Source organism: Micromonospora peucetia, from assembly GCF_900091625.1.
In the GTDB taxonomy this organism is placed as follows: domain Bacteria; phylum Actinomycetota; class Actinomycetes; order Mycobacteriales; family Micromonosporaceae; genus Micromonospora; species Micromonospora peucetia.
The window spans coordinates 4,196,002-4,217,847 of sequence record NZ_FMIC01000002.1; the positions used below are offsets into that span (position 1 = coordinate 4,196,002).

The 21,846-nt window shown below is 72.8% G+C and carries 20 protein-coding genes; 14 read left to right on the forward strand and 6 right to left on the reverse strand.

Annotated features, from left to right (window positions below):
• Positions 1 to 34 precede the first annotated feature (34 nt).
• Positions 35 to 1,096, forward strand: coding sequence for a phosphatase PAP2 family protein (locus GA0070608_RS19535; RefSeq protein ID WP_091630022.1), 1,062 nt, complete (start codon positions 35 to 37; stop codon positions 1,094 to 1,096).
• Between the two features lie 16 nt (positions 1,097 to 1,112).
• Here GA0070608_RS19535 and GA0070608_RS19540 read toward each other — a convergent pair whose 3' ends face one another.
• Genes GA0070608_RS19540 through GA0070608_RS19550 form a run of 3 tightly spaced genes read right to left on the reverse strand, consistent with a single transcriptional unit; the run spans position 1,113 to position 3,299 of the window.
• Positions 1,113 to 2,510, reverse strand: a complete 1,398-nt coding sequence (locus GA0070608_RS19540; RefSeq protein ID WP_091630023.1) for a PH domain-containing protein — start codon at positions 2,508 to 2,510, stop codon at positions 1,113 to 1,115.
• Complete coding sequence (locus GA0070608_RS19545) at positions 2,507 to 3,046, reverse strand: PH domain-containing protein (protein WP_091630024.1); 540 nt, start codon at positions 3,044 to 3,046, stop codon at positions 2,507 to 2,509. The genes GA0070608_RS19540 and GA0070608_RS19545 overlap by 4 nt, the downstream gene beginning before the upstream one ends.
• 22 nt (positions 3,047 to 3,068) lie before the next feature.
• Positions 3,069 to 3,299, reverse strand: a complete 231-nt coding sequence (locus GA0070608_RS19550) for a hypothetical protein (protein WP_091630025.1) — start codon at positions 3,297 to 3,299, stop codon at positions 3,069 to 3,071.
• Positions 3,300 to 3,582: 283 nt separating this feature from the next.
• Between GA0070608_RS19550 and GA0070608_RS19555 the strand changes: the two genes are divergently transcribed.
• The 5 genes from GA0070608_RS19555 to fabI all read left to right on the forward strand — a co-directional run bounded on the left by GA0070608_RS19555 (position 3,583) and on the right by fabI (position 8,795).
• Positions 3,583 to 4,689, forward strand: a complete 1,107-nt coding sequence (locus GA0070608_RS19555) for an AAA family ATPase (protein WP_091630026.1) — start codon at positions 3,583 to 3,585, stop codon at positions 4,687 to 4,689.
• Entirely contained in the window at positions 4,668 to 5,672 is a 1,005-nt protein-coding gene (locus tag GA0070608_RS19560; RefSeq protein WP_091630027.1) for a DUF58 domain-containing protein, read from the forward strand. Before GA0070608_RS19555 ends, GA0070608_RS19560 begins: the two co-directional genes overlap by 22 nt.
• Positions 5,669 to 6,619 (forward strand): VWA domain-containing protein, encoded by a 951-nt coding sequence (locus GA0070608_RS19565; protein WP_091630028.1) that lies wholly within the window; start codon positions 5,669 to 5,671, stop codon positions 6,617 to 6,619. The genes GA0070608_RS19560 and GA0070608_RS19565 overlap by 4 nt, the downstream gene beginning before the upstream one ends.
• 650 nt (positions 6,620 to 7,269) lie before the next feature.
• On the forward strand, positions 7,270 to 7,974 hold the full coding sequence (gene fabG / locus GA0070608_RS19570; protein ID WP_091630029.1) for a 3-oxoacyl-ACP reductase FabG: 705 nt from the start codon (positions 7,270 to 7,272) through the stop codon (positions 7,972 to 7,974).
• A 53-nt stretch (positions 7,975 to 8,027) separates the two neighbouring features.
• Positions 8,028 to 8,795 (forward strand): enoyl-ACP reductase FabI, encoded by a 768-nt coding sequence (gene fabI / locus GA0070608_RS19575; RefSeq protein ID WP_091630030.1) that lies wholly within the window; start codon positions 8,028 to 8,030, stop codon positions 8,793 to 8,795.
• Between the two features lie 143 nt (positions 8,796 to 8,938).
• On the opposite strand, the gene GA0070608_RS19580 is transcribed toward fabI, so the two are convergent.
• Entirely contained in the window at positions 8,939 to 9,532 is a 594-nt protein-coding gene (locus GA0070608_RS19580; protein WP_141719497.1) for a DUF3995 domain-containing protein, read from the reverse strand.
• A gap of 268 nt (positions 9,533 to 9,800) precedes the next feature.
• Here GA0070608_RS19580 and GA0070608_RS19585 point away from each other — a divergent pair, with 268 nt between their 5' ends.
• From GA0070608_RS19585 to GA0070608_RS19595, 3 genes are all read left to right on the forward strand, one after another.
• Complete coding sequence (locus tag GA0070608_RS19585; RefSeq protein WP_091630032.1) at positions 9,801 to 10,838, forward strand: ferrochelatase; 1,038 nt, start codon at positions 9,801 to 9,803, stop codon at positions 10,836 to 10,838.
• On the forward strand, positions 10,781 to 11,713 hold the full coding sequence (locus tag GA0070608_RS19590) for an HAD-IIA family hydrolase (RefSeq protein WP_176733763.1): 933 nt from the start codon (positions 10,781 to 10,783) through the stop codon (positions 11,711 to 11,713). The genes GA0070608_RS19585 and GA0070608_RS19590 overlap by 58 nt, the downstream gene beginning before the upstream one ends.
• Positions 11,714 to 11,971: 258 nt before the next feature.
• The gene (locus GA0070608_RS19595) at positions 11,972 to 13,537 is read left to right on the forward strand and encodes a serine/threonine-protein kinase (protein WP_176733764.1); all 1,566 of its coding nucleotides are present in this window, start codon (positions 11,972 to 11,974) and stop codon (positions 13,535 to 13,537) included.
• Positions 13,538 to 13,567: 30 nt separating this feature from the next.
• Here the strand turns inward: GA0070608_RS19595 and GA0070608_RS19600 are convergent, their stop codons facing one another.
• A complete protein-coding gene (locus GA0070608_RS19600; RefSeq protein ID WP_091630034.1) occupies positions 13,568 to 14,365 on the reverse strand; it encodes a hypothetical protein in 798 nt (265 codons plus the stop codon).
• Between the two features lie 199 nt (positions 14,366 to 14,564).
• Between GA0070608_RS19600 and GA0070608_RS19605 the strand changes: the two genes are divergently transcribed.
• A complete protein-coding gene (locus GA0070608_RS19605; RefSeq protein ID WP_091630035.1) occupies positions 14,565 to 15,377 on the forward strand; it encodes a DUF3097 domain-containing protein in 813 nt (270 codons plus the stop codon).
• Between the two features lie 79 nt (positions 15,378 to 15,456).
• Here GA0070608_RS19605 and GA0070608_RS19610 read toward each other — a convergent pair whose 3' ends face one another.
• Positions 15,457 to 16,773: a serine hydrolase domain-containing protein gene (locus GA0070608_RS19610; protein ID WP_091630036.1), complete on the reverse strand. Its 1,317-nt coding sequence runs from the start codon at positions 16,771 to 16,773 to the stop codon at positions 15,457 to 15,459.
• A 112-nt stretch (positions 16,774 to 16,885) separates the two neighbouring features.
• Between GA0070608_RS19610 and GA0070608_RS19615 the strand changes: the two genes are divergently transcribed.
• The 4 genes from GA0070608_RS19615 to GA0070608_RS19630 all read left to right on the forward strand — a co-directional run bounded on the left by GA0070608_RS19615 (position 16,886) and on the right by GA0070608_RS19630 (position 21,790).
• A complete protein-coding gene (locus GA0070608_RS19615) occupies positions 16,886 to 17,359 on the forward strand; it encodes an NfeD family protein (protein WP_091630037.1) in 474 nt (157 codons plus the stop codon).
• Positions 17,360 to 17,363: 4 nt separating this feature from the next.
• Complete coding sequence (locus GA0070608_RS19620) at positions 17,364 to 18,470, forward strand: SPFH domain-containing protein (protein WP_091630038.1); 1,107 nt, start codon at positions 17,364 to 17,366, stop codon at positions 18,468 to 18,470.
• Between the two features lie 150 nt (positions 18,471 to 18,620).
• The gene (locus tag GA0070608_RS19625; RefSeq protein WP_091630039.1) at positions 18,621 to 19,415 is read left to right on the forward strand and encodes a hypothetical protein; all 795 of its coding nucleotides are present in this window, start codon (positions 18,621 to 18,623) and stop codon (positions 19,413 to 19,415) included.
• A 167-nt stretch (positions 19,416 to 19,582) separates the two neighbouring features.
• The gene (locus tag GA0070608_RS19630; protein WP_091635544.1) at positions 19,583 to 21,790 is read left to right on the forward strand and encodes a transglycosylase domain-containing protein; all 2,208 of its coding nucleotides are present in this window, start codon (positions 19,583 to 19,585) and stop codon (positions 21,788 to 21,790) included.
• Positions 21,791 to 21,846: the final 56 nt, after the last annotated feature.

Consider the following 21,846-nt stretch of genomic DNA (forward strand, 5'->3'; position numbering starts at 1 on the left):
GTCGATGCCGTCCGCGCCGTTAACCTTGACCGCGATGTCTGTCGCGACCGACCCCCAGCCCCCCGCCCGGACCGAGCCGCCCGCCTCGCCCGACGGCGGGCGTCGTCGCGTGGTCGCCATGACGGTGTGGGGGGTCGCCTTCGTCGTCGGTTGGTTCGGCATCGGCCTGCCGACCGACCCGGCGTACGCGTTCCTCTGGATCTGGGCGGGGACGATCGCCTGGAACAGCAGCCGGCCGTGGCGCAGCCACCTGCGCTTCGCGCGGGACTGGGTGCCGGTGGTGCTGCTGCTCGCCGTCTACAACCTGTCCCGGGGCTTCGCCGACAACGGCGCCACCCCGCACGCGTACGAGCTGATCGTTGCCGACCGGGTGATGTTCGGCTGGTTGACGGGCGGGCAGGTGCCGACGACCTGGCTCCAGGAGCACCTCTACCGGCCCGAGGTGCACTGGTGGGACGTCGCGGTCAGCTGGGTCTACTTCTCGCACTTCGTGGTGGCGTTGGCCGCCGCGGCGGTGCTCTGGCTGCGGGACCGGGGGCGGTGGGCGGCCTTCATGCGCCGCTGGGGCTTCCTGTGCGCCAGTGGTCTGGTCACCTACTTCCTCTACCCGGCGGCCCCGCCCTGGTGGGCGGCGCAGAACGGGCTGCTGGAGGAGGTCGCCCGGATCTCCACGCGCGGGTGGAAGGCGTTCGGCATGCACGGCGCCGGCAACCTGCTCAACGCCGGGCAGATCGCCTCCAACCCGGTGGCCGCGATGCCCTCGCTGCACACCGCGTTCGCGCTGTTCGTGGTGCTGTTCTTCCTGCGGCAGACCCGCCGCCGCTGGTGGCCGCTGCTGCTGGCGTACCCGCTGGCGATGACGTTCACCCTGGTCTACTCGGGCGAGCACTACGTCATCGACGTGCTGGTCGGCTGGGCGTACGTCGGAATGGCCTTCCTGGTGGTCGGCCTGGCGGAACGCTGGTGGGCGGCCCGGAAGGCCCGCCGGGCCCCGTCGCGGCCCGACTCCGAACCGGTCGACCCCGAGCCGACCGACTCTGAGTCGACCGATCCGCCAGCCTCCGCCGAGCCGCCGTCGGTGCCGGCGGCCCGCTGACCGGTCCGGGCGGGGGTCAGCCCGCGCGGCGGGCGGCGTGCGCGCGGGCCGTCAGTTCCGCCGCCAGGGCCCACGCCTCGGCGAGGTCCCGGTCCCGGGCCGCCGCACCGGCGCCGCCGGCGGTGTCGGCGTGCACCGAGGCCAGCCGCAGCCGCCGCTGCGCCGGCCCCTGCACGACCCGCACGCTCTGGATCCGGGCGTACGGTACGAGCGTCAACTGCCGGGTGAGCAGGCCGGACCGGACGGCGAAGACCCGGACGTCGAGCCCGGCGCCGAGCACACCCCGGCTCAGCGGGTTGAGCCAACGGGCCCGCGTCGGCGGCGGGCTGAGCGGCAGCGCATCCAGCCGCACCCCGGGCAGCACCTCGGCGACGACGGCCTCACCGGTCGCCTGGTCGCCGACAGGGAGCAGACGATCCGGCCGGTTGCGTTCGTCGGCCTCGCCGCCGGAGTAGCCCGCCACCTCCAGCCGCAGCCGCAGCCAGCCCTTTACCCGCCACAGCAGCGGCCAGGTCACGCCGACGGTCTGCACCCGGTCCAGCGGCACGGTCTGCGCGCGGGTCTCCAGCAGCCCGTTGCGGATCCGCAACGTGCCCTCGTCCCGGGCGAGCCGGAAGTTCCAGTCGTCGAGCACCCGCCGCACCGGTTGCAGCAGCACGCCCGCCATGGCGGTGAGGGTGCTCGCCACCGCGATGAACGACCAGGAATCCTCGGAGAGGAACTGGGTCACCATGAACGCGACACCGAACGGGATCATGAACGCCTGCGGGGTCAACAGTTGACTCACCAGCAGGTCGTTGTTTCTGACGGTGTGCAGTGGCCGGCCGGGCGGCGGTGCCGGCAGACCCTCCGGGCCGGCGGGCATCCCGGCCGGTGCCGGCATGCCCGGGTCGGCCGCGACCCGCCCGGCGAGGGCGAGCAGCCGCCCGCGCAGCACGGTGGCCTCGGCGACGCTCAGGTACGCCAGCGGCGCCTCCGTCTTGCCCCCGCCCACCACCTCCAGTCGAAGCTCGGCCAGGCCGGTGAGCTGGGCGAGCAGCGGGCGGACCACCTCGACGGCCTGGAGTCGCTCCAGCGGGATCGCCCGGGTGCGCCGCCAGATGAGCCCCTCGTACACCCGCAGCTCGCGGCCCACCACGTGGTAACCGGTGTAGTACCAGCTCACCACGGCCAGCACGGTGGTGCCCAGGGCCAGCACCACCGCCATCAGGGCGAACCAGCCGAAGCCGACCCGCGACAGCGTCGACCAGGACAGGCCGGCGATCACCACGACCAGGGACTTGGCGCCGTGCAGGGCGGGGCTGAGCGGGTGCAGCCGCTGCCGCGGCTCGACGCCCTCCGACGACCCGGGAGACGCGGGCTCCGCCGGAGCCGGCCCGGGATGGTCCGTGCCCCGGGCGGCCGGGTCGCTCACAGGCCCTCCGCCCGGTCCTCGCCCAGCGCGGTGAGCCGGTCACGCAGCCGGGACGCCTCCGCCGGGCGCAGCCCCGGCACCCGGGCGTCGCTCGCCGCCGCGGCCGTGTGCAACTGCACGGTGGCCAGCTTGAACGCGCGCTCCAGCGGCCCCGCGCTGACGTCCACGAACTGCATCCGCGAGTACGGCACGATGGAGAGCCGCCGCACCAGCAGCCCGTGCCGGACCAGCAGGTCGTCCGCCCGCTCGGCGTAGCCCCAGGCCCGTACGGCGCGGACGATCGTGATGCCCCGCAGGACGCCCAGCAGCAGCACCACTCCGAGCGCTGCGCCGAGGAACCCGTTGCCGCTGAGCGCCCAGCCGACGCCCAGCCCGAGGGTGAAAACGACCAGCACCATCGCCAGGCGGATCAGCTCCACCCAGATCAGGTCGGACGAGATCGACTGCCAGCGGACGGTGTCCGGCCACGGCTCCAGGGGGCCCGCCGGCGGGAGGGGCGGCGCCGGCGGCGGGCCGGCGGACCCGTCACCGCTCACCGGGGGAATCCGTTGTGCGTGCTCACCCTTCGAGCGTAGGCGATCCGGCTGCCGGTACGACCTCCCGGAGGAAGCCGCGGGCGTCGAGGAAGTCCCCGAGGGTCGAGCGGTGCTCGGCGCACGCGAGCCAGGTCTTGCGCCGCTCGGCGTCGTGCAGCCGGGGATTGTTCCACCTCAGCGCCCAGCGGGCGGAGGCGCGACAGCCGCGCGACGAGCAGACCAGTGGATCGTCGGCGGGGAGGGGATTGCTCATCCGGGCCAGTCTAGGGCGGCGGCACCTGGAAGTTTGCGCGCCGGGCGGCCACGGGGGGAGCCGCCCGGCGACGGGGTGAATGGTACACGCGCCGGGTCGGCCCGTGTCCACCCGTGATCGGCGATTCCGCACCCGGGACGGCGTGGCGGGCCCCCCGATCCGGCTCCCGGGGACGGTGCGGCGAAAATCGGCTTCTCCCCACCTCGGCACTCAGCCGGGCATGCGAGTCTTGACACGCACCACGCCGCGCGACACCGACAACCGATCATGCTGTGGAGGACCGGTGGCCCAGCCGACCACGCCCGACGCCCCGACGCCGAACGGGACGGGCCCGGAGACACCCGAGCCGGTGACCACGCCGGCCGAGGACGCGACCCTGCTGGAGCGGGCGCTGTTCGAGATCAAACGGGTGATCGTCGGGCAGGACCGGATGGTGGAGCGGATGTTCGTAGCGCTGCTCGCCCGGGGGCACTGTCTGTTGGAGGGCGTGCCCGGGGTGGCGAAGACCCTCGCGGTGGAGACGCTCGCGAAGGTGGTCGGTGGCTCCTTCGCCCGGGTGCAGTTCACCCCCGATCTGGTGCCGGCCGACATCATGGGCACCCGCATCTACCGGCAGTCGAGCGAGAAGTTCGACGTCGAGCTGGGCCCGGTGTTCGTCAACTTCCTGCTCGCCGACGAGATCAACCGGGCCCCGGCCAAGGTGCAGTCGGCGTTGCTGGAGGTGATGAGCGAGCGGCAGGTCTCCATCGGCGGCGAGTCCCACCCGGTGCCCGACCCGTTCCTGGTGATGGCGACGCAGAACCCGATCGAGCAGGAGGGCGTCTATCCGCTGCCCGAGGCGCAGCGGGACCGTTTCCTGATGAAGATCGTCGTCGGCTACCCGACTGACGCCGAGGAGCGGGAGATCGTCTACCGGATGGGCGTCACCCCGCCGCGCCCGGCGCCGGTCTTCACCACCCCCGACCTGATCGCCCTGCAACGCAAGGCCGACCAGGTCTTCGTGCACAACGCCCTGGTCGACTACGCGGTCCGGCTGGTGCTGGCCACCCGCGCCCCCGCGGAGCACGGGATGCCGGACGTCGCCCAGCTCATCCAGTACGGCGCCAGCCCGCGCGCCTCGCTCGGCCTGGTCCGGGCCACCCGCGCGCTGGCGTTGCTGCGCGGTCGGGACTACGCCCTGCCGCAGGACGTGCAGGACATCGCGCCGGACATCCTGCGCCACCGGCTGGTGCTCAGCTACGACGCGCTCGCCGACGACGTGCCCGCCGACCACGTGGTGCACCGGGTGATGTCGACCATCCCGCTGCCCTCGGTCGCGCCCCGGCAGCAGGCCACCCCCACGCCGACCGCCGCGCCGCCGGGTGCCGGTTGGCCCGGGCAGCGCCCGTGACCCCATCCGCCCGTCGGCCCGCCGACGTCCCCTCCGACCGCACCGAAGCCGTCCTGTCGCGGCTGCAACTGATGGTCACCCGCAAACTCGACGGCCTGCTCCAGGGCGACTACGCCGGCCTGCTGCCGGGGCCCGGCAGCGAGGCGGGGGAGTCCCGGGAGTACCGCCCCGGCGACGACGTACGCCGGATGGACTGGCCGGTCACCGCCCGCACGACGATGCCGCACGTCCGGCGTACGGTGGCCGACCGGGAGCTGGAGACGTGGCTGGCGGTGGACCTCTCGGCGAGCCTCGACTTCGGCACCGGCCGCTGGCTGAAGCGCGACGTGGTGGTGGCCGCCGCGGCGGCGCTGGCCCACCTGACCGTCCGGGGCGGCAACCGGATCGGCGCGGTGATCGGCAGCGGCGGCGGCGTGAGCGCGCCGGCCCGCCGGTGGCGCACCGCGCCGCCGGTCGCCGGACCGGACGTCTACACCCGGCTGCCCGCGCGCTCCGGCCGTAAGGAGGCCCACGCGCTGTTGCGGGCGATCGCCGGCACCGAGATCCGCCCCGGGCGCAGCGACCTGGGCGCGCTGGTCGACATGCTCAACCGGCCGCCCCGGCGGCGCGGCGTGGCGGTGGTCATCTCCGACTTCCTCGCCCCGCCGGCCGGCTGGGCCCGGCCGCTGCGTAAGCTGCGCGTCCGGCACGACGTGGTGGCGATCGAGGTGGTCGATCCCCGGGAGCTGGAACTGCCCGACGTCGGGGTACTGCCGGTGGTCGACCCGGAGACCGGCGAGCTGCACGAGGTGCAGACCGCCGACCCGCGGCTGCGCCACCGCTATGCCGAGGCGGCGGCCGTCCAGCGGGCGGAGATCTCTGCGGCGCTGCGCGGCGCGGGCGCGGCCCACCTGCGGCTGCGTACGGACCGAGACTGGCTGCTCGACATGGTGCGTTTCGTGGCCGCGCAACGGCACGCCCGCACCAGGGGGACGACACGATGATCCGCTTTCTGCAACCGTGGTGGCTGCTGGCAGTGCTGCCGGTGCTGGCCCTCGCCGCGCTATACGTCTGGCGGCAGTTGCATCGCCGGGCGTACGCGATGCGGTTCACCAATGTGGACCTGCTGCGCAGTCTGGCGCCGAAGGGGCTGGGCTGGCGGCGGCACGTGCCGGCGACGGCGTTCCTGCTCTGCCTGCTGGTGCTGGCGACCGCGCTGGCCCGGCCGTCGGTCGACACCCGGGAGCCGCTGGAGCGGGCCACGGTGATGCTCGCCATCGACGTGTCGCTGTCCATGCAGGCCGACGACGTGGCGCCGAACCGGCTGGAGGCGGCGCAGGAGGCGGCGAAGCAGTTCGTCGGCGAGCTGCCGGAGAGCTACAACCTGGGGCTGGTCTCGTTCGCCAAGTCGGCGAACGTGCTGGTGCCGCCGGGCAAGGACCGCGACGCGGTGACCAGCGCGATCGACGGGCTGGTGCTGGCCGAGGCGACGGCGACCGGGGAGGCGGTCCTGACCTGCCTGGAGGCGATCCGGACGGTGCCGGCCGACGGCGCGGCGGGGATTCCGCCGGCCCGCATCGTGCTGCTCTCCGACGGGTACCGCACCTCGGGCCGGTCGGTGGAGGAGGCGGCCACGGCCGCGCAGGCGGCGAACGTGCCGGTCTCCACGATCGCCTTCGGCACCGACAACGGGCAGGTGGACATCGGCGGTCAACTGCAACGGGTGCCGGTGGACCGGCTGGCGCTGGCCGACCTGGCCGAAGCCACCGAGGGCTACTTCTACGAGGCGGCCTCGGTGTCCGAGTTGAAGCAGGTCTACCAGGACATGGGCAGCTCCATCGGGTTCCGCACGGAACCCCGCGAGATCACCCAGTGGTACGCGGGGGTGGCCCTGTTGCTGGCGCTCTGCGCCGGTGCCCTCAACCTGCTGTGGTCCTCGCGGATGCTCTGACGCGCGGGGACCGACCGCCGGCGGTCACTGCGGCGCCGGCGGTCACTGCGCGGCGCCGGCGGTCACTGCGCGCCCCGGCGGTCAGTGCGCGGCGCCGCCGGCGAGGACGAAGACGACGGCCACCCAGACGGCGGCGAGGGTGAAGCCCAGCGGGGCGACGTAGCGGCTCATGGACGGCTCCGGGTGGCGACTGGACGGTCCGCGGGTGCGGGGGCGGACCGCAGGGGGTGGATCAGGACGCGCACACGAAGTCGTGACCGGGCGGCTCCCGGCGCGGCGCGGTCACCTGGCGTGGGGCCGGTGACCGGGCGGAGGCGGGGAGCGGAGCTGGGTCAGCTCACCTGCTGAGTCGTGGCTCAGCGGGGCTGACGTTCGGCCCGGCCACGACTAGGAGGATCGCTATCTCGCACAGCGATCACCTCCTGCGGTCGGCGGGGCCCGGAGCGCGGACCGTACGGCCCGCAAACGCGGATCATCGTACACCTGGATGATCGCCGGGCGGCACTCGGCCGACCGGTCGGGTGAGCCGCTCCGGAGGGCCCACCGCCGGGCGGCTTACCAGGGGGATGACCCGGGCGGCGTTAGCGCTTACCTGCCGGTAACGCCTAGGCTCCGACCGACCGGGAGATCATCGAACTACAGGGGGAACCGTGGCCCGTACCGTCCTGGTGACCGGCGGCAACCGGGGGATCGGCCTGGCCATCGCGCAGGCCTTCGCCAAGCAGGGCGACCGGGTGGCGGTGACGCACCGCAGCGGCGAGCCTCCGGAGGGGCTGTTCGGGGTCCGCTGCGACGTGACCGACTCCGCGTCGGTCGACGCGGCGTTCACCGCGATCGAGGCCGAGCTGGGGCCGGTGGAGGTGCTCGTCGCCAACGCCGGGATCACCGACGACACGCTGCTGCTGCGGATGTCCGAGGAGCAGTTCACCAGCGTGCTGGACACCAACCTGACCGGCGCGTTCCGGTGCGCCAAGCGCGCCTCGGGGAAGATGCTGCGCGCGAAGTGGGGCCGCATGATCTTCATCTCCTCGGTGGTCGGCCTCTACGGCGGCCCCGGCCAGGTCAACTACGCGGCGAGCAAGGCCGGCCTGGTGGGCGTGGCCCGCTCGATCACCCGCGAGCTGGGCAGCCGCAACATCACGGCCAACGTGGTCGCGCCCGGCTACGTGGAGACCGACATGACCGCCGGCCTGCCCGAGGACCGCAGGATTGAATACCGCAAGGCCATCCCCGCCAACCGGTTCGCCCAGCCGGACGAGATCGCGGGCGTGGTCACCTGGCTGGCCGGTGACGCCGCCGGCTACGTCTCCGGCGCCGTCATCCCGGTCGACGGCGGCCTCGGCATGGGTCACTGACAACTCGACAGTTCACTGACAAGCGGTCACTGAGAACTACGGAGGAATCCTGCATGTCCGGACTGCTCGCCGGTAAGCGGCTGCTGGTCACCGGCGTCATCACCGACGCCTCGATCGCCTTCTCGGTGGCGAAGCTCGCCCAGGAGAACGGGGCGCAGGTCGTGCTCACCGGCTACGGCCGGCTCTCCCTGGTGGAACGGATCGCCCGGCGGCTGCCCGAGCCCGCCCCGGTCATCGAGCTGGACGTGACCGACGCCGACCACCTCGCCGGGCTCGCCGACCGGGTGCGCGAGCACGTCGACGGCCTGGACGGGGTGGTGCACTCGATCGGCTTCGCCCCGCAGAGCTGCCTCGGCGGCGGTTTTCTCGACGCCCCCTGGGAGGACGTGGCGACCGCGCTGCACGTCTCCACGTACTCCTACAAGTCTCTCGCGATGGCGGCGCTGCCGCTGATGTCCGCCGGCGGCGCGGTGGTCGGCCTGACCTTCGACGCCACGAAGGCCTGGCCCGTCTACGACTGGATGGGCGTGGCCAAGGCCGGGCTGGAGTCTGCCTCCCGCTACCTGGCGCTGCACCTCGGCAAGCAGGGCATCCGCAGCAACCTGGTCGCCGCCGGACCGCTGCGCACCATCGCCGCCAAGTCGATCCCGGGCTTCGACCAGTTCGAGCAGGCCTGGGCCGAGCGCGCGCCGCTGGGCTGGAGCCTGACCGACCAGGAGCCGGCCGCCCGGGCCTGCCTGGCGCTGCTGTCCGACTGGTTCCCGGCCACCACCGGTGAGATCGTCCACGTCGACGGCGGCTACCACGCCATCGGCGCCTGATAGGACGTCTGATTCACGCATTTTGCGTGTGATGTGGTTTTAGAGGTGGTGCATGAGCCAGCCGAGGGTGTGTTCGACGACCCATCGGCGTTTGACCGGCTTTCGTGTTCGAGGCCACCCCGTCCCTGGTCGGCGACGGGGAGTCAGGGCGTAGGCATGAGGCCGAAGGCGGCCAGCAGAGTTGGGATAGCCAGCAGGATCACGCCCAGCACCACGGGTGCCCCGAGCACGCCGAGGACGGCGACGCCTTTCCGAAGCCCGAAGCGCCGCGAGTAAGAGATCGCCAGGGCGCCGTAACCAATTGCAAGCACCAGGAAGAAGAGCACGTAACCGATTCCGGCGATGTCGATCTGGTCGGCGGTACCCGCCAGGCCCGAGACCATGCCGACCGCTTGCGCCACGCTGCCGACGGCGTACACGCCCAGCATCGCAAACGCTCCCCACAACAACACGCCCAGAAGCGCCGGAGAAAGAACCCTCGGGCGTTCGACGACCGACAACAGTGCCAAAGCCGCTCCCACCGTCTTCAGCCCGACGACAAGCCAGTTCATCACGGCGATCGCGGAAGCGTACTCGGTATAGGGGCCGTCGGCGAAGCGGTCGGTCATCTCGAAGACGACGTTGACGACCGCGAACCCGATGCAGCAAAGGGCCATCAGACGAGCTATCACGACGACACCGGTGCCGGGCTGTGCAGGGGCTAGGGGACGATCGCTGGCGAAAGCCGTGGAAGTCATGCCGCCACTCAACACGAATCCTGCAATCGACTCCTCCCTCCCGCGAGGGAGATCGACATCGCGGGTTAGCGCTGGAGGGGGAGTCTCGCGAACACGGCGGCTTCGAAAGCCCCTGATCGGACCAACCTCGCCAAGCGAGATCAGATGCCCTCTGCGGTGTGAGGAAGGGCCCCTGTCAACGCCTGCGGTATGGCAGGGGACCCCTTTCTGACCCCCGGGACCAGGGGGCCTTGCCCGGCAGGAAGGCGCGACCGGGAAGAATGGGGCCATGGCGTACGACGCGGTGGTCCTGGTGTCCTTCGGCGGGCCGGAGCGGCCCGAGGACGTGATGCCGTTCCTGCAGAACGTGACCCGGGGGCGGGGCGTGCCGCCGGAGCGGCTGGCGGAGGTCGTCGAGCACTACCAGCACTTCGGCGGCGTCTCCCCGATCAACCGGCAGTGCCGGGAGTTGCTCGCGGCGGTCCGGGACGACTTCGCCGCCAACGGCGTGGACCTGCCGGTCTACTGGGGTAACCGGAACTGGGACCCGATGCTCGCCGACACCGTGGCGCAGATGCGCGACGACGGGGTCACCCACGCTCTGGCATTCGTGACCAGTGCCTTCGGCGGCTACTCCTCCTGCCGGCAGTACCAGGAGGACATCGCCGCCGCCCGCGCGGCGGTCGGCCCGGACGCCCCGCTGATCGACAAGCTGCGCCAGTTCTGGGACCATCCCGGCTTCGTCGAGCCGCACGCCGACGCGGTGCGGACAGCGCTGCGCCGGCTCGACCCGGCGAAGCGGGACAGCACCCGGCTGGTGTTCACCGCGCACTCGGTGCCGAACTCGATGGCGGCCAGTGCCGGCCCGCACGGCGGCCGGTACGAGGCACAACTCGCCGAGGTCGCCCGGCTCGTCCACGCGGCTGCCGCCCCGGACCTGCCGTGGGACCTGGTCTGGCAGAGCCGCTCCGGCCCGCCGCAGGTGCCGTGGCTGGAGCCGGACGTCAACGACCACCTGCGTACGCTGGCCGAGGCCGGCACCACCGGCGTGCTGGTCAGCCCGATCGGGTTCGTCTCCGACCACCTCGAGGTGGTGTGGGACCTGGACACCGAGGCGCGCCAGACGGCCGGGCAGCTCGGCCTGGACTTCGTCCGGGCCGCCACCCCCGGCACCGATCCCCGGTTCGTGGCGATGGTCCGCGAGCTGGTCCGGGAGCGGACCGACCCGGACGGGGTCGACCTGCGCCGCCGCCTCGGCGAGCTGCCGATGTGGGACACCTGCCCCAGGGTGTGCTGCGTGCCGGCCCGCCGCCCCGAGCACCGGTGACCCGGCCTGACCGCCGCGCCGGTCACCAGGAGCCCGGCCTCCTGACCGCCGCGCCGGCCTCGCCGGCGACCCCGACACCCCTGGAACGAGTGACAATGCAGGATCGCAGGCCGGTGGAGAGCTGGCTGACCGACATGGACGGCGTGCTGGTGCACGAGGGCCAGCCCGTGCCTGGCGCGCCGGAGTTCGTCTCCCGGCTGCGCCTCTCCGGCAAGCCGTTCCTGGTGCTCACCAACAACTCGATCTACACGCCCCGCGACCTCACGGCACGGCTGAGCCGGATGGGCCTCGACGTGCCGGAGCAGGCGATCTGGTCGTCCGCGCTGGCCACCGCACAGTTCCTGGCCGACCAGCGGCCGGGCGGCACCGCGTACGTGATCGGGGAGGCCGGGCTGACCACGGCGCTGCACGCGGTCGGCTACGTGCTGACCGACTTCGCCCCGGACTACGTGGTGCTGGGGGAGACCCGCACCTACAGCTTCGAGGCGATCACCAAGGCGGTCCGGCTGATCAACGACGGCGCCCGGTTCATCTGCACGAACCCCGACGTGACCGGCCCGTCGGTGGAGGGCGCGCTGCCGGCCGCCGGCTCGGTCGCCGCGATGATCTCCAAGGCGACGGGCGTCGAGCCGTACTTCGTCGGCAAGCCCAACCCGATGATGATGCGTTCGGCGCTGAACACGATCAACGCGCACTCCGAGACGACCGCGATGATCGGCGACCGGATGGACACCGACATCCTGTGCGGGCTGGAGGCCGGTCTGGAGACGATCCTGGTGCTGACCGGGATCAGCAGCCGCACCGAGGCGGAGCGCTACCCGTACCGCCCGTCGCGGATCGTCAACTCGGTCGCCGACCTGGTCGACGAGATCTGATCCCGGGCCGCCCCGCGCTGACGTGGCAACGCCCGCCGATCGAGCCGTACCCGACGATCAGCACCCGGGCGTCAGCCAGCTCGGTCGACCAGCCCGGGGCCCAGCGGCCCTCGTCCCCCGCCCGGACGAAGTCCGGCAGCCGGCGCGCGGCGATGGCCCCGCGGCCTCATCCCTGGATCTCGTTCCTGTCGAAGCCGGTGAATGCCGCCATCGCTGTCGACGTTCGCCGACGGGCATACCCCGGCTATCGTTCCGGACGTGACGGAGGAGCGGCGTACCCTGGCGGCCGGTCGATACGTCCTGCGGACCGAGCCGGTCGGTAGCGGCGGCATGGGGGTCGTGTGGCGGGCTGAGGACACCCTGCTGGACCGCGAGGTTGCCGTGAAGGAGTTGCGACTGCCCGAAGGACTGAGCGAATCCGAACGCATGGCGCTGCGGGAACGCGCGATCATCGAGGCGCGGGCGGCCGGGCGGCTGAACCACCCCGGCATCGTGACCATCCACGATGTCCTGCTCGAGGATGGCCGCCCCTGGATCGTGATGGGCCTGGTCGACGGCGCATCACTGCACACCGTGGTGTGCGAGGACGGGCCACTGAGTCCACGGCGGACCGCGGAGATCGGCGAAGGGCTGCTCGCGGCCCTGAAGGTCGCTCATGACGCCGGCATCCTGCATCGTGACATCAAGCCGCAGAACGTCCTGTTGGACCGGGCTGGTCGCGCCGTACTCACGGACTTCGGAATCGCCGCGGTCGTCGGTGCCACCCGGGGGCTCACCGGGACCGGCTCGGTGATGGGCACGCTGGGCTATGTGCCGCCTGAGCGGCTGACCGGGCGGGGTGCCGAGCCGGCGTCCGATCTGTGGTCGCTTGGCGCGACGCTGTACTTCGCTGTCGAGGGCCGGTCCGCGTACGACACGGACGATCCGGCGGAACTGATCGCTGCCGTGCTGAGCCGTGACCCCGCACCGGCTGAACATGCCGGTCCGCTCAACCCGACGTTGCTCGGCCTGATGGCGCGACGCCCGGAGGAACGTCCGTCTGCCGAGGTGGCTGCGGAGCGCCTGCGGGAGGTCGCCGCCGGCGTCACGGCTGACGACCGGCCGACGGCTCGCCTCACCCCGCTGACCGCGAAGCTGAGCGAGTCGTTGCTGGCGGGAAAGAGCGATCCGCGTGCCCGGCGTGTTTCGCGGGCGCGGATTGTCGGCCTGAGCGGCATCGCCGTGGTCCTGTCGGCCGGCTTGTTGGCGACTGGCTACCTGCTCGCGCCGGACCGGACGCGCAACGGGGAGGCAGCCCTGGACGGGGGCCAAATGTCCGGCAGCCCGTCGGCCACGATGCCCGTATCCTCTTCCGGATCGCCGGCGGCCAAACGGTTCACGACATCGCCGAACGTGTGCCTGTATCTGACCGAGCACCCCGGGGCCATGGCGCCGTTGGTGCCCAAGGCCAAGCTGTGGGCGCTACACAAGTCCACGAGCAGCTGTTCGTGGGAACCCAGCCGAGATCCCGAGGGTGAGATCACCCGGCTCAGCGTGGAGGGTCCCATCCTCCCCGCGAATCTGGGGGGTTGCCCCACAGTGGGCGAGCGGCTTTCCGGCCTCGGCGACGAAGCCTATGTCTCTGAGGAGATAGACCTTGACGAGCACGGCTGGCACGAGCGCGAGGTGCGGGTCTACTTTCGCGTCAGCAATCTCGGGGTATGCGTGAAATACCGGAGAGCCTCCCGGACGTCGATGCCGTCCTCAGGCAAGGCCGAGATGACCGAATTCGCGCGCACACTGGATCAGTGGGCGCAGCAAACCCTCAGCGAACGCGGTGCCTGAGCGACCACAGACGATGGCGCGGATCCGGCGTCAGGGGCGTAGTGGGGCGTTGCAGGCGGCCACCAGGGCCTGCCGGCAGGCGGTGGTCAGCGGGCGCAACGCGGCGTCGCGCTGCTGGGCTTCGTAGTTGTTGATCGCGCCGCCCGGCGTGGCGTGCCCGGCCAGCGCGAGCACCCGGTCGAGCACGGCGGCCCGGGCGAAGAGCCGTCGGGCCCGTGGGTCGAACCCGGGCGGCAGGTCGGTGGCGCCGTCCGGTCGGCGCAGCGCCTCCAACGCGCCGGCCAGCTCCGGCCGCCACTGGGCGACGTCCAGCCTGGTCAGCGCGGCGGTGGTGTCGGCCAGGGCAGCCGCCAGCTCCGCCTCGGCCTCGGCCGCGCCGGGCAACGTGAGGGAGGCGGCCGGGGCGTCGGCCGGCAGCGGGTAGACCCGCCACAGCACCGTCTCGAAGGTGTCGCCGGAGCCGGACGTGTGGGTGCGCACCTGCGGGATCAGCCCGAGGCCCCCGGCGACGACCGCCTCACCGGCGACCAGCGCCGCGCCGGCGAAGTCGCCGCCCGGCCCGGGCAGCCCGCGCGGGTCACCGGGCGCGGGGAGCACCAGCCGGATCTCGTCGGGTGAGAGTTTCGCGAGGGTGGGCAGCGCCTGGGGCAGAGGGACGTCGGTCCAGGTGCCGGGCGCGTCGGCGACCAGGTGCTCCTCGTGGCCGGCGACGGCGTCGGCGACCTCGTCGAAGGGCACCAGCCCGGCGCGCCATGCGCGCACCCAGGCCACGAACCGGCTGGACCGACGCGGTGTGAGAGTGGCCGCGCCCGCTGCGGGGGTGGACATGCCGAAAGGGTACGTGGTCACCGCCGCCCCTGTCTCGACTGCCGCTCCGCCCGTCCGCCTCCCCGTCGATCATGCAATTGTGATGGGTGGATCGTCGATCTCTGCCCCTTTTGTGGGGCGGCACAACCCGCGCGGCGGCGTGGGGGCGAGGTCGGCGTGTCGGGTGCGGGGGCGGTGGTGGGGGGTTAGCTTGATCGGCATGGGGCGGCGGTATGCGGACGATGTGCTGGCGGGGGACTGGCGGCGGCGGAAGGTCACGCCCGAGGTGGACGCCGAGGCGGACCTCGTGGTCGAGGACGCCGACTCCGGCTTCTGCGGGGCGGTGGTCGGCTTCGAGGCCGGCGCGGTGGTGCTGGAGGACCGGCACGGACGCCGACGCAACTTCCCACTGCTGCCGGCGGCGTTCCTGCTCGACGGGCAGCCGGTGACGCTGCGCCGGCCGGCCCGCGCCCCGGTGCCGGCCGCCCGCCGGCGCACCGCATCCGGTTCGATCGCCGTCGACGGCGTACCCGCCCAGGTCGCCAAGGCCAGCCGGATCTGGGTGGAGGGCATCCACGACGCCGCCCTCGTCGAGCGGATCTGGGGCGACGACCTGCGCGTCGAGGGTGTGGTGGTGGAGCCGCTGGACGGCATCGACGCGCTCGACGCCGAGGTACGTGACTTCGCCCCCGGCCCCGGCCGCCGCCTCGGCGTGCTCGTCGACCACCTGGTCGCCGGCTCCAAGGAGAGCCGGATCGTCGCGAAGGTGACCTCCCCGCACGTGCTGGTCACCGGGCACCCGTACGTCGACGTGTGGCAGGCGGTGAAGCCGGCGGCGCTGGGCATCGCGGCGTGGCCGGTGGTGCCGCCGGGGCGGCCGTGGAAGGAGGGCGTCTGCGCCGCGCTCGGGGTCGCCGAGCCGGCGGACATGTGGCGGCACATCCTGTCCCGGGTCGACAGCTTCGCCGATGTGGAGACGCCGCTGATCAACGCGATGGAACGCCTGATCGACTTCGTCACCGAACCGGCCTGAGCGTCGTCGCGGTCCGTCGGATGGCCCCGCACGTCCGCCCTGCGTCCGGATCGCGGACGCAGGGGCCGGACGTGCGCGGTCAGGGCTCCTGGTCGGGGGTGCGGCTGAAGACGAAGGTGGCGATGTCGAGCGCCACCGCCCGCCCTGACCTGTCGCGCAGCACCGACAGGATTTCGCCGTTCTCCGGGCCGGAGCGACCACGCCAGCGGTCGGGGCCCTCCGGGGCGAACCGGCTCACCCGCTCGCCGCGTACGTGGGCGACCAACTCACCCGTGACCGCGTCCCAGGTGAGGTCGAGCGGCGCCCCCATCCACCACCAACGGCCGCCCACCTCGTCGACCTCGGTGGGCGGGGCGGTGGCGGCCGGCCGCCAGGGCCGCGGGAGGGCCGGCTCGGCGTCCAGCACGGTGGTGAGGGTCCGCAGCGCGAGCCCGCCGAGCCCGCCGGTCCGGAAGCCGTACGAGTTGGCGAACCCGATCACGCCGGTGCGGGAGGGGCGGTGCACCGCCAGGGCGGCCACGTAACCGGGCATCGAGCCGCCGTGCCCGACGTACACCCGCTCGCCCTGTCGGTAGAGTTCCAGCCCCAGGCCGTGCCCACCGGTCCACGAGTCGGGGTCGCTGATCGACACCGGGACGCACATCTCGGTCAGTGTGCCCGCCGCCAGCACCTCCGGCACTGGGTCGGCCAGGAAGGCGGCCCACCGGGCCAGGTCCTCGGCGGTCGACCAGAGCTGCCCGGCGGGGGCCATCGCCCCGGTGTCGGTACGCGGCTCCTCCCGCAGCGTGTCGTGCCAGGGGTGCACCACGTAGCCGCGGGCGAACGGCTCGGTCGCCGCGTACGTGGTGCGGCGCATCCCGAGCGGCTCCAGCACGCGTTGGCGCAGCAGGTCCGCCCAGGGCGTGCCGGTGATCCGCTCCAGCACCCCGCCGAGTAGCCCGTACGCCAGGTTGGAGTAGTGGTAGGCGCGGTGCGCCGGATAGGCGATCTTCTCGGCGCTGACCCCGGCCAGCAGGGTGGCCAGGTCGGCGCCCTCGGCGCGTTCCCACCACTGCCCGTCCGGCTCGCGCCGCAGGCCGCTCGCGTGGCCGAGCAGCTGCCGCAGGGTGAGCGTGCCCACGCCGGTGCCGGGCAGGTGCTTCTCCAGCGGGTCGTCCAGGGCCAGCCGCCCGGCGTCGCGTTCCTGCATGACCAGGGTGGCGGTCATCGTCTTGCTGATCGACCCGAGGCGGTACTGGAGGTCGGCGTCGGGGCGCGGGTGCTCGCCGGCGGTGGCGAGGTGCGTCAGCACGCCGTCCCGCACCACCCCGACCAGCAGCGACGGCGTACGGCCGGCGGACTGCGCCCCGGCGACGAGGGCATCGACCTGGCGGACGGTGTCGGGCAGCAGTGACACGGGCTCTCCTCGGGGGGATTCCGGCGCCGTAGAAGCGGGCGGACGGCGTGCCGCCGAGCTTACTGATCTTCGGGAGTGGGCTCCACGTGCTTTGACGTGTCACGATCGGGTGGTGGACGCCGTGCTGTGGATCGTGTTGGGTGTCGTTCTGACGGTCGCCGAGATCTTCACGACGACGCTGTTTCTGATCATGTTCGCGGTCGGGGCCCTGGCCGCCGCGGGAGCGGCGGCGCTCGGCGCCCCGGTCGAGGTGCAGGCGATCGTCTTCGCCGGGGTGTCGGCGTTGACGGTGCTGGGCGTACGCCCGACGCTGCGCAGACACCGCCGCTCCGCGCTCGAGAGCGGCGAGCAGCCCTTCGGTGTGGAGGCGATCGAGGGCAGCACGGCGCTGGTGCTGGAGCACATCGACGCCGGGCAGGGCATGGTGAAGATCGACGGTGAGTTGTGGCAGGCCCGCTCCTACGACGCGAGCCAGAGTTTCGCCCCCGGCGAACGGGTACAGGTGATCCAGGTGCGGGGCGCCACCGCCCTGGTGTGGCGGGACGACGTTTCCCCTTCCGGCGAGCTACCCGAAGCGAAAAGGTGAGTACATGGAACTTGTGATCCCGGTCCTGTTGATTGCCATCGCGCTGATCGGGGTGATCACCCTGGCCAAGGCGGTGCGGATCGTGCCGCAGCAGCGCCAGGACGTGATGGAGCGGCTCGGCAAGTACAAGCGCACCCTCAACCCGGGGCTGAACCTCCTGGTCCCGTTCGTCGACGCGGTGCGCACCAAGGTCGACATGCGTGAGCAGGTGGTCAGCTTCCCGCCGCAGCCGGTGATCACCTCCGACAACCTGGTCGTGTCGATCGACACGGTGCTCTACTTCAAGGTGGTCGACGCGGTCCGGGCCACGTACGAGATCTCGAACTTCCTCCAGGCCATCGAGCAGCTCACCGTCACCACGTTGCGTAACGTGATCGGTTCGCTCGACCTGGAGCGGGCGCTGACCAGCCGCGAGGAGATCAACCGGCACCTGTCGGGCGTGCTGGACGAGACCACCGGCCGCTGGGGCATCAAGGTGACCCGGGTGGAGATCAAGGCGATCGAGCCGCCGGCGAGCATCCGGGACTCGATGGAGAAGCAGATGCGCGCCGAGCGGGACCGCCGCGCGGCGATCCTCACCGCCGAGGGGCACAAGCAGTCGCAGATCCTCACCGCCGAGGGTGACAAGCAGTCCGCGGTGCTGCGCGCCGACGGTGACCGGCAGGCCCGGATCCTTGAGGCGGAGGGGCAGGCCAAGGCGATCCGGACGGTGTTCGACGCGATCCACCAGGCGAACCCGAGCCAGAAGGTGCTCGCCTACCAATACCTCCAGGCGCTGCCGCAGATCGCCAGCGGCTCGGCCAACAAGGTCTGGATCGTGCCGGCCGAGCTGACCAAGGCGCTGGAGGGCATGGGCGGCGCGCTCGGCGGGCTGAGCCGGATGGTCGGCGACGAGCCGGCGCCGGAGGCGGCCCGCAGCGCGATCGAGGTGGAGCGCGAGGCGGCCGAGGCCGCGCAGGCAGCGGCAGCCGCCGCCCAGCAGATCCACGACGAGGTACGCGTCGCCGAGGCGCAGGTCACCGGCGGCAAGCCGCAGGGCCTGCCGGCGCCGGAGCCGGTCTCCCCGGCGAGCCTGCTGAACGACCCGGCCGGCCAGCGCGAACGAGGCTGACCGGGCCCCGGGCGCCGATCCGCCCGGAAATGCGAGAAAGACTCATGGGGCGCTCCGGTGCCTGCCACCATCGGTCCTAGGACGGGCGGTGAGCAGGCATCGGGGCGCCCCGGCGCGTCCCGCACCGCTCTTCGACGAGCGAGGTGACGCATGAAGGATCCGGCGAAGCGGGTACGGTCCTCGGCCCCGGTGCCCGGCGCGCACGACCCCACCGGGCCACTGGGCAGCCGGCGTACCGGCGGGGGGTTCGGCGTACTGCCGTTCGTCGAGCCGACGCCGATAGTGCCGGCCACGAACGCCACCTGGGCCTGGTCGCTGCGGCGGCTCGCCCGGGGCGCGGTGTGGCTGCTCCCCACGTACGCCATCCTCTACGCCGTCGTGGCGATGGGCAGCGACGGCGGGGTGGGCAACGACCCGTACCCGGCCGACGGCCGGCCGCTCTACCTGGTGGGCTGGGTGGCGGCGGTGTGGCTCGGCCTGCTCGCCCTGCTGGCGCTGACCGGGCTGCTGGCGGCGACCCGCAGCCGCCGGGCGGCCGTCGCCGGCCTGCTCGTCTCCATCGCCGGCACGGTGCTCATGCTGCCCTTCGCGGGGCTGGCGGAGCAGACCCCGGTCTTCGGCACCACCGCCCGGACACTCGTGCTCGTCGGCGCCACCTGCTACAGCCTGGGCTGGCTGCTGACCGGCTGGTCGGTGGCCCGGTCCGGGGCGTTCAGCATCGGCGACGGGGCCATGCTGATGATCGCCGCTCCGCTGCTGGGCGTCGGCGGCGCGCTGATCGGCTCGTTGCAGACCTTCGGCGCGATCTTCGTGCTGATCGCCGGCATCGGCATCGGCTACCGCTCCGGACGCCTGGTGCCCCGCGACATCGCCCGCGACGCGGCGAGCGCGAGCCTCGCCGCCGCCCCGGCCGCTCCCGGCCCGAACGGCCCTCTGCCCACCTGACCCGCCGCGCCGCCGACCCGTCGCGCGGGGCGCGTCGGGTGCTGCCGGGACTGGTGGTGGCCGCGGGGCCGGTGGGATGGGAAGTAGCTGGTCACGGGCGGTGAAATTGCTGACAACAGGGCTGCGGGGGTGGTCGGTTGGCCCCTTACGTGGCAATCCTGGTGACCATGGCCCCACCCCGCCCGCCGCTGTCGCGGCTGTTCACCGTGCTGCTCGCCGGCGTGCTTGCCGGCCTCGTCCTGGCGGTCGCCGCGCTGCCGGGAAACCTGCTGCTCGGGTTCGCCGCCAAGACGGCGGTCGGGTCGTACGCCGCGCTGCCCGAGGCGCTGCGCACCCCGGTCACGCCGCAACGCTCCTACCTCTACGCCAACGACGGCAAAACGCTGATCACCACGTTCTACGACGTCAACCGCACCGACGTGCCGCTCGACGAGATCGCCCCGGTGATGCGGCAGGCGATCGTGGCGGCCGAGGACCGGCGCTTCTACGACCACGGTGGCGCCGACCTGCGCGGTCTGCTGCGGGCCGTGGTGTCGAACGCTTCCGGCGGGCAGCAGGGCGGCTCCACGCTGACCATGCAGTACGTCCGCAACGTGCTCAAGACCGACCCCGGCAGCACCGCCGAGGAGCGCGCCGCGGCCACCGAGCAGACCGTCGGGCGCAAAATCCAGGAGATCCGGTACGCCACGGCGCTGGAGCAGAGCCTGAGCAAGGACGAGATCCTCAACGGCTACCTGAACATCGCGTACTTCGGCTCCGGGGCGTACGGCATCGGGGCGGCCAGCCAGCGCTACTTCGCCAGGTCACCGGCGGAGCTGACCCTCGGCGAGGCGGCCCTGCTCGCCGGCCTGGTGCAGTCGCCGGAGGCGTACAGCCCGATCGACGGCGACGTGGACGCCGCCCTGGAGCGCCGTGGCTACGTGCTCGACTCGATGGTCGAGACCGGCGCGATCAGCGCCGAGGAGGCCGCGCGGGCCAGGGCCGAGAAGCTGACGCTGCGCCCCACCGCCCAGCCCAACGGCTGCACCGCCGTCGCCCAGGGGCACGACGACTGGGGTTTCTTCTGCGACTACCTGCGGCAGTGGTGGCTCGCGCAGCCGGAGTTCGGCGCCAGCGTCGACGAGCGTGAGCAGGCGCTGCGCCGTGGCGGCTACACCGTGGTGACCTCGCTGGACCCGCAGATCCAGGCCACCGCGCAGAAGCAGGCCACCAGCGTCTACTCCTACGGCAACAAGCGCGCCCTGCCGATCGCCGCCGTCGAGCCGGGCACCGGCCGGGTGCTGGCGATGGCGGTCAACCGGCACTACAGCCTCGACGCCAACCCGGACGGGCAGGCCAACCACCCCAACACCGTCAACCCGCTCATCTCCGGCGGCGGCAGCGTGGCCGGCTACCAGGCCGGCTCGACGTTCAAGCTCTTCACCATGCTCGCCGCGCTGGAGGCCGGCAAGCCGCTGTCCACCGGTTTCGACGCGCCCAGCCGGCTGCCCACCCGGTACGCCGCCGAGGGTGAGGGCAGCTGTGACGGCCGGTGGTGCCCGGCCAACGCCAACCCGGAGTGGATGGACGGCTACCGGATGATGTGGGACGGCTTCGGCCGCTCGGTGAACACCTACTTCGTCTGGCTGGCCGAGCAGGTCGGGCAGGAGAAGGTGGTCGAGATGGCCAAGCGCCTCGGCATCGCCTTCCGGGCCGACGCCGACGCCACCTTCGCCGAGAACGACGCCGCCAACTGGGGCTCGTTCACCCTGGGCGTGACCGCCACCACCCCGCTCGACCTGGCCAACGCGTACGCCACCGTGGCCGCCGAGGGGACGTACTGTGCGCCGCTGCCGGTGGTCTCGGTGACCGCGGCCGACGGCCAGCGGGTGCCGGTCGGCGATCCGTCCTGCCGGCGGGTGCTCGACGCCGACGTGGCCCGGGCCGCCACCGATGCGGCCCGCTGCCCGGTCGGCCAGCAGTCCACGCTCGCGCAGTGCAACGGGGGCACGGCCACCTCGGTGAACCGGATCCTCGACGGCCGGCCGGTGGCCGGCAAGACCGGTAGCTCGGAGAAGAACGCCACCGAGACCTTCGTCGGCTTCACCCCGCAGGTGGCGGTCGCCGGCATCGCCGCCAACCCGGACGACCCGACCGACTCGGTGGGCGCGGCGGTGCAGGCAAAGGTGATCGACGCGGTCGCCCGGGTCATCGGCACCGCCGTCGACGGTGAGCCGGAGAAGGCCTTCGCCGCCCCGAGCCGCGAGCTGGTCGGCGATCCGCGCCGCCCGGTGGAGCGCCCGCAGGTCGAACAGCGCCGCCCCTCCGAGGAACGGCGGCCCTCAGCCGAGCAGCGCTCGTCCGACCTGCGACGCTGGCTCGACCGTCGCGGCTGACGGCCGCGTCGCCCCCGCCCGGCGACCTCGCCGGCCGGGGGCGGCTCGTCGTCCTG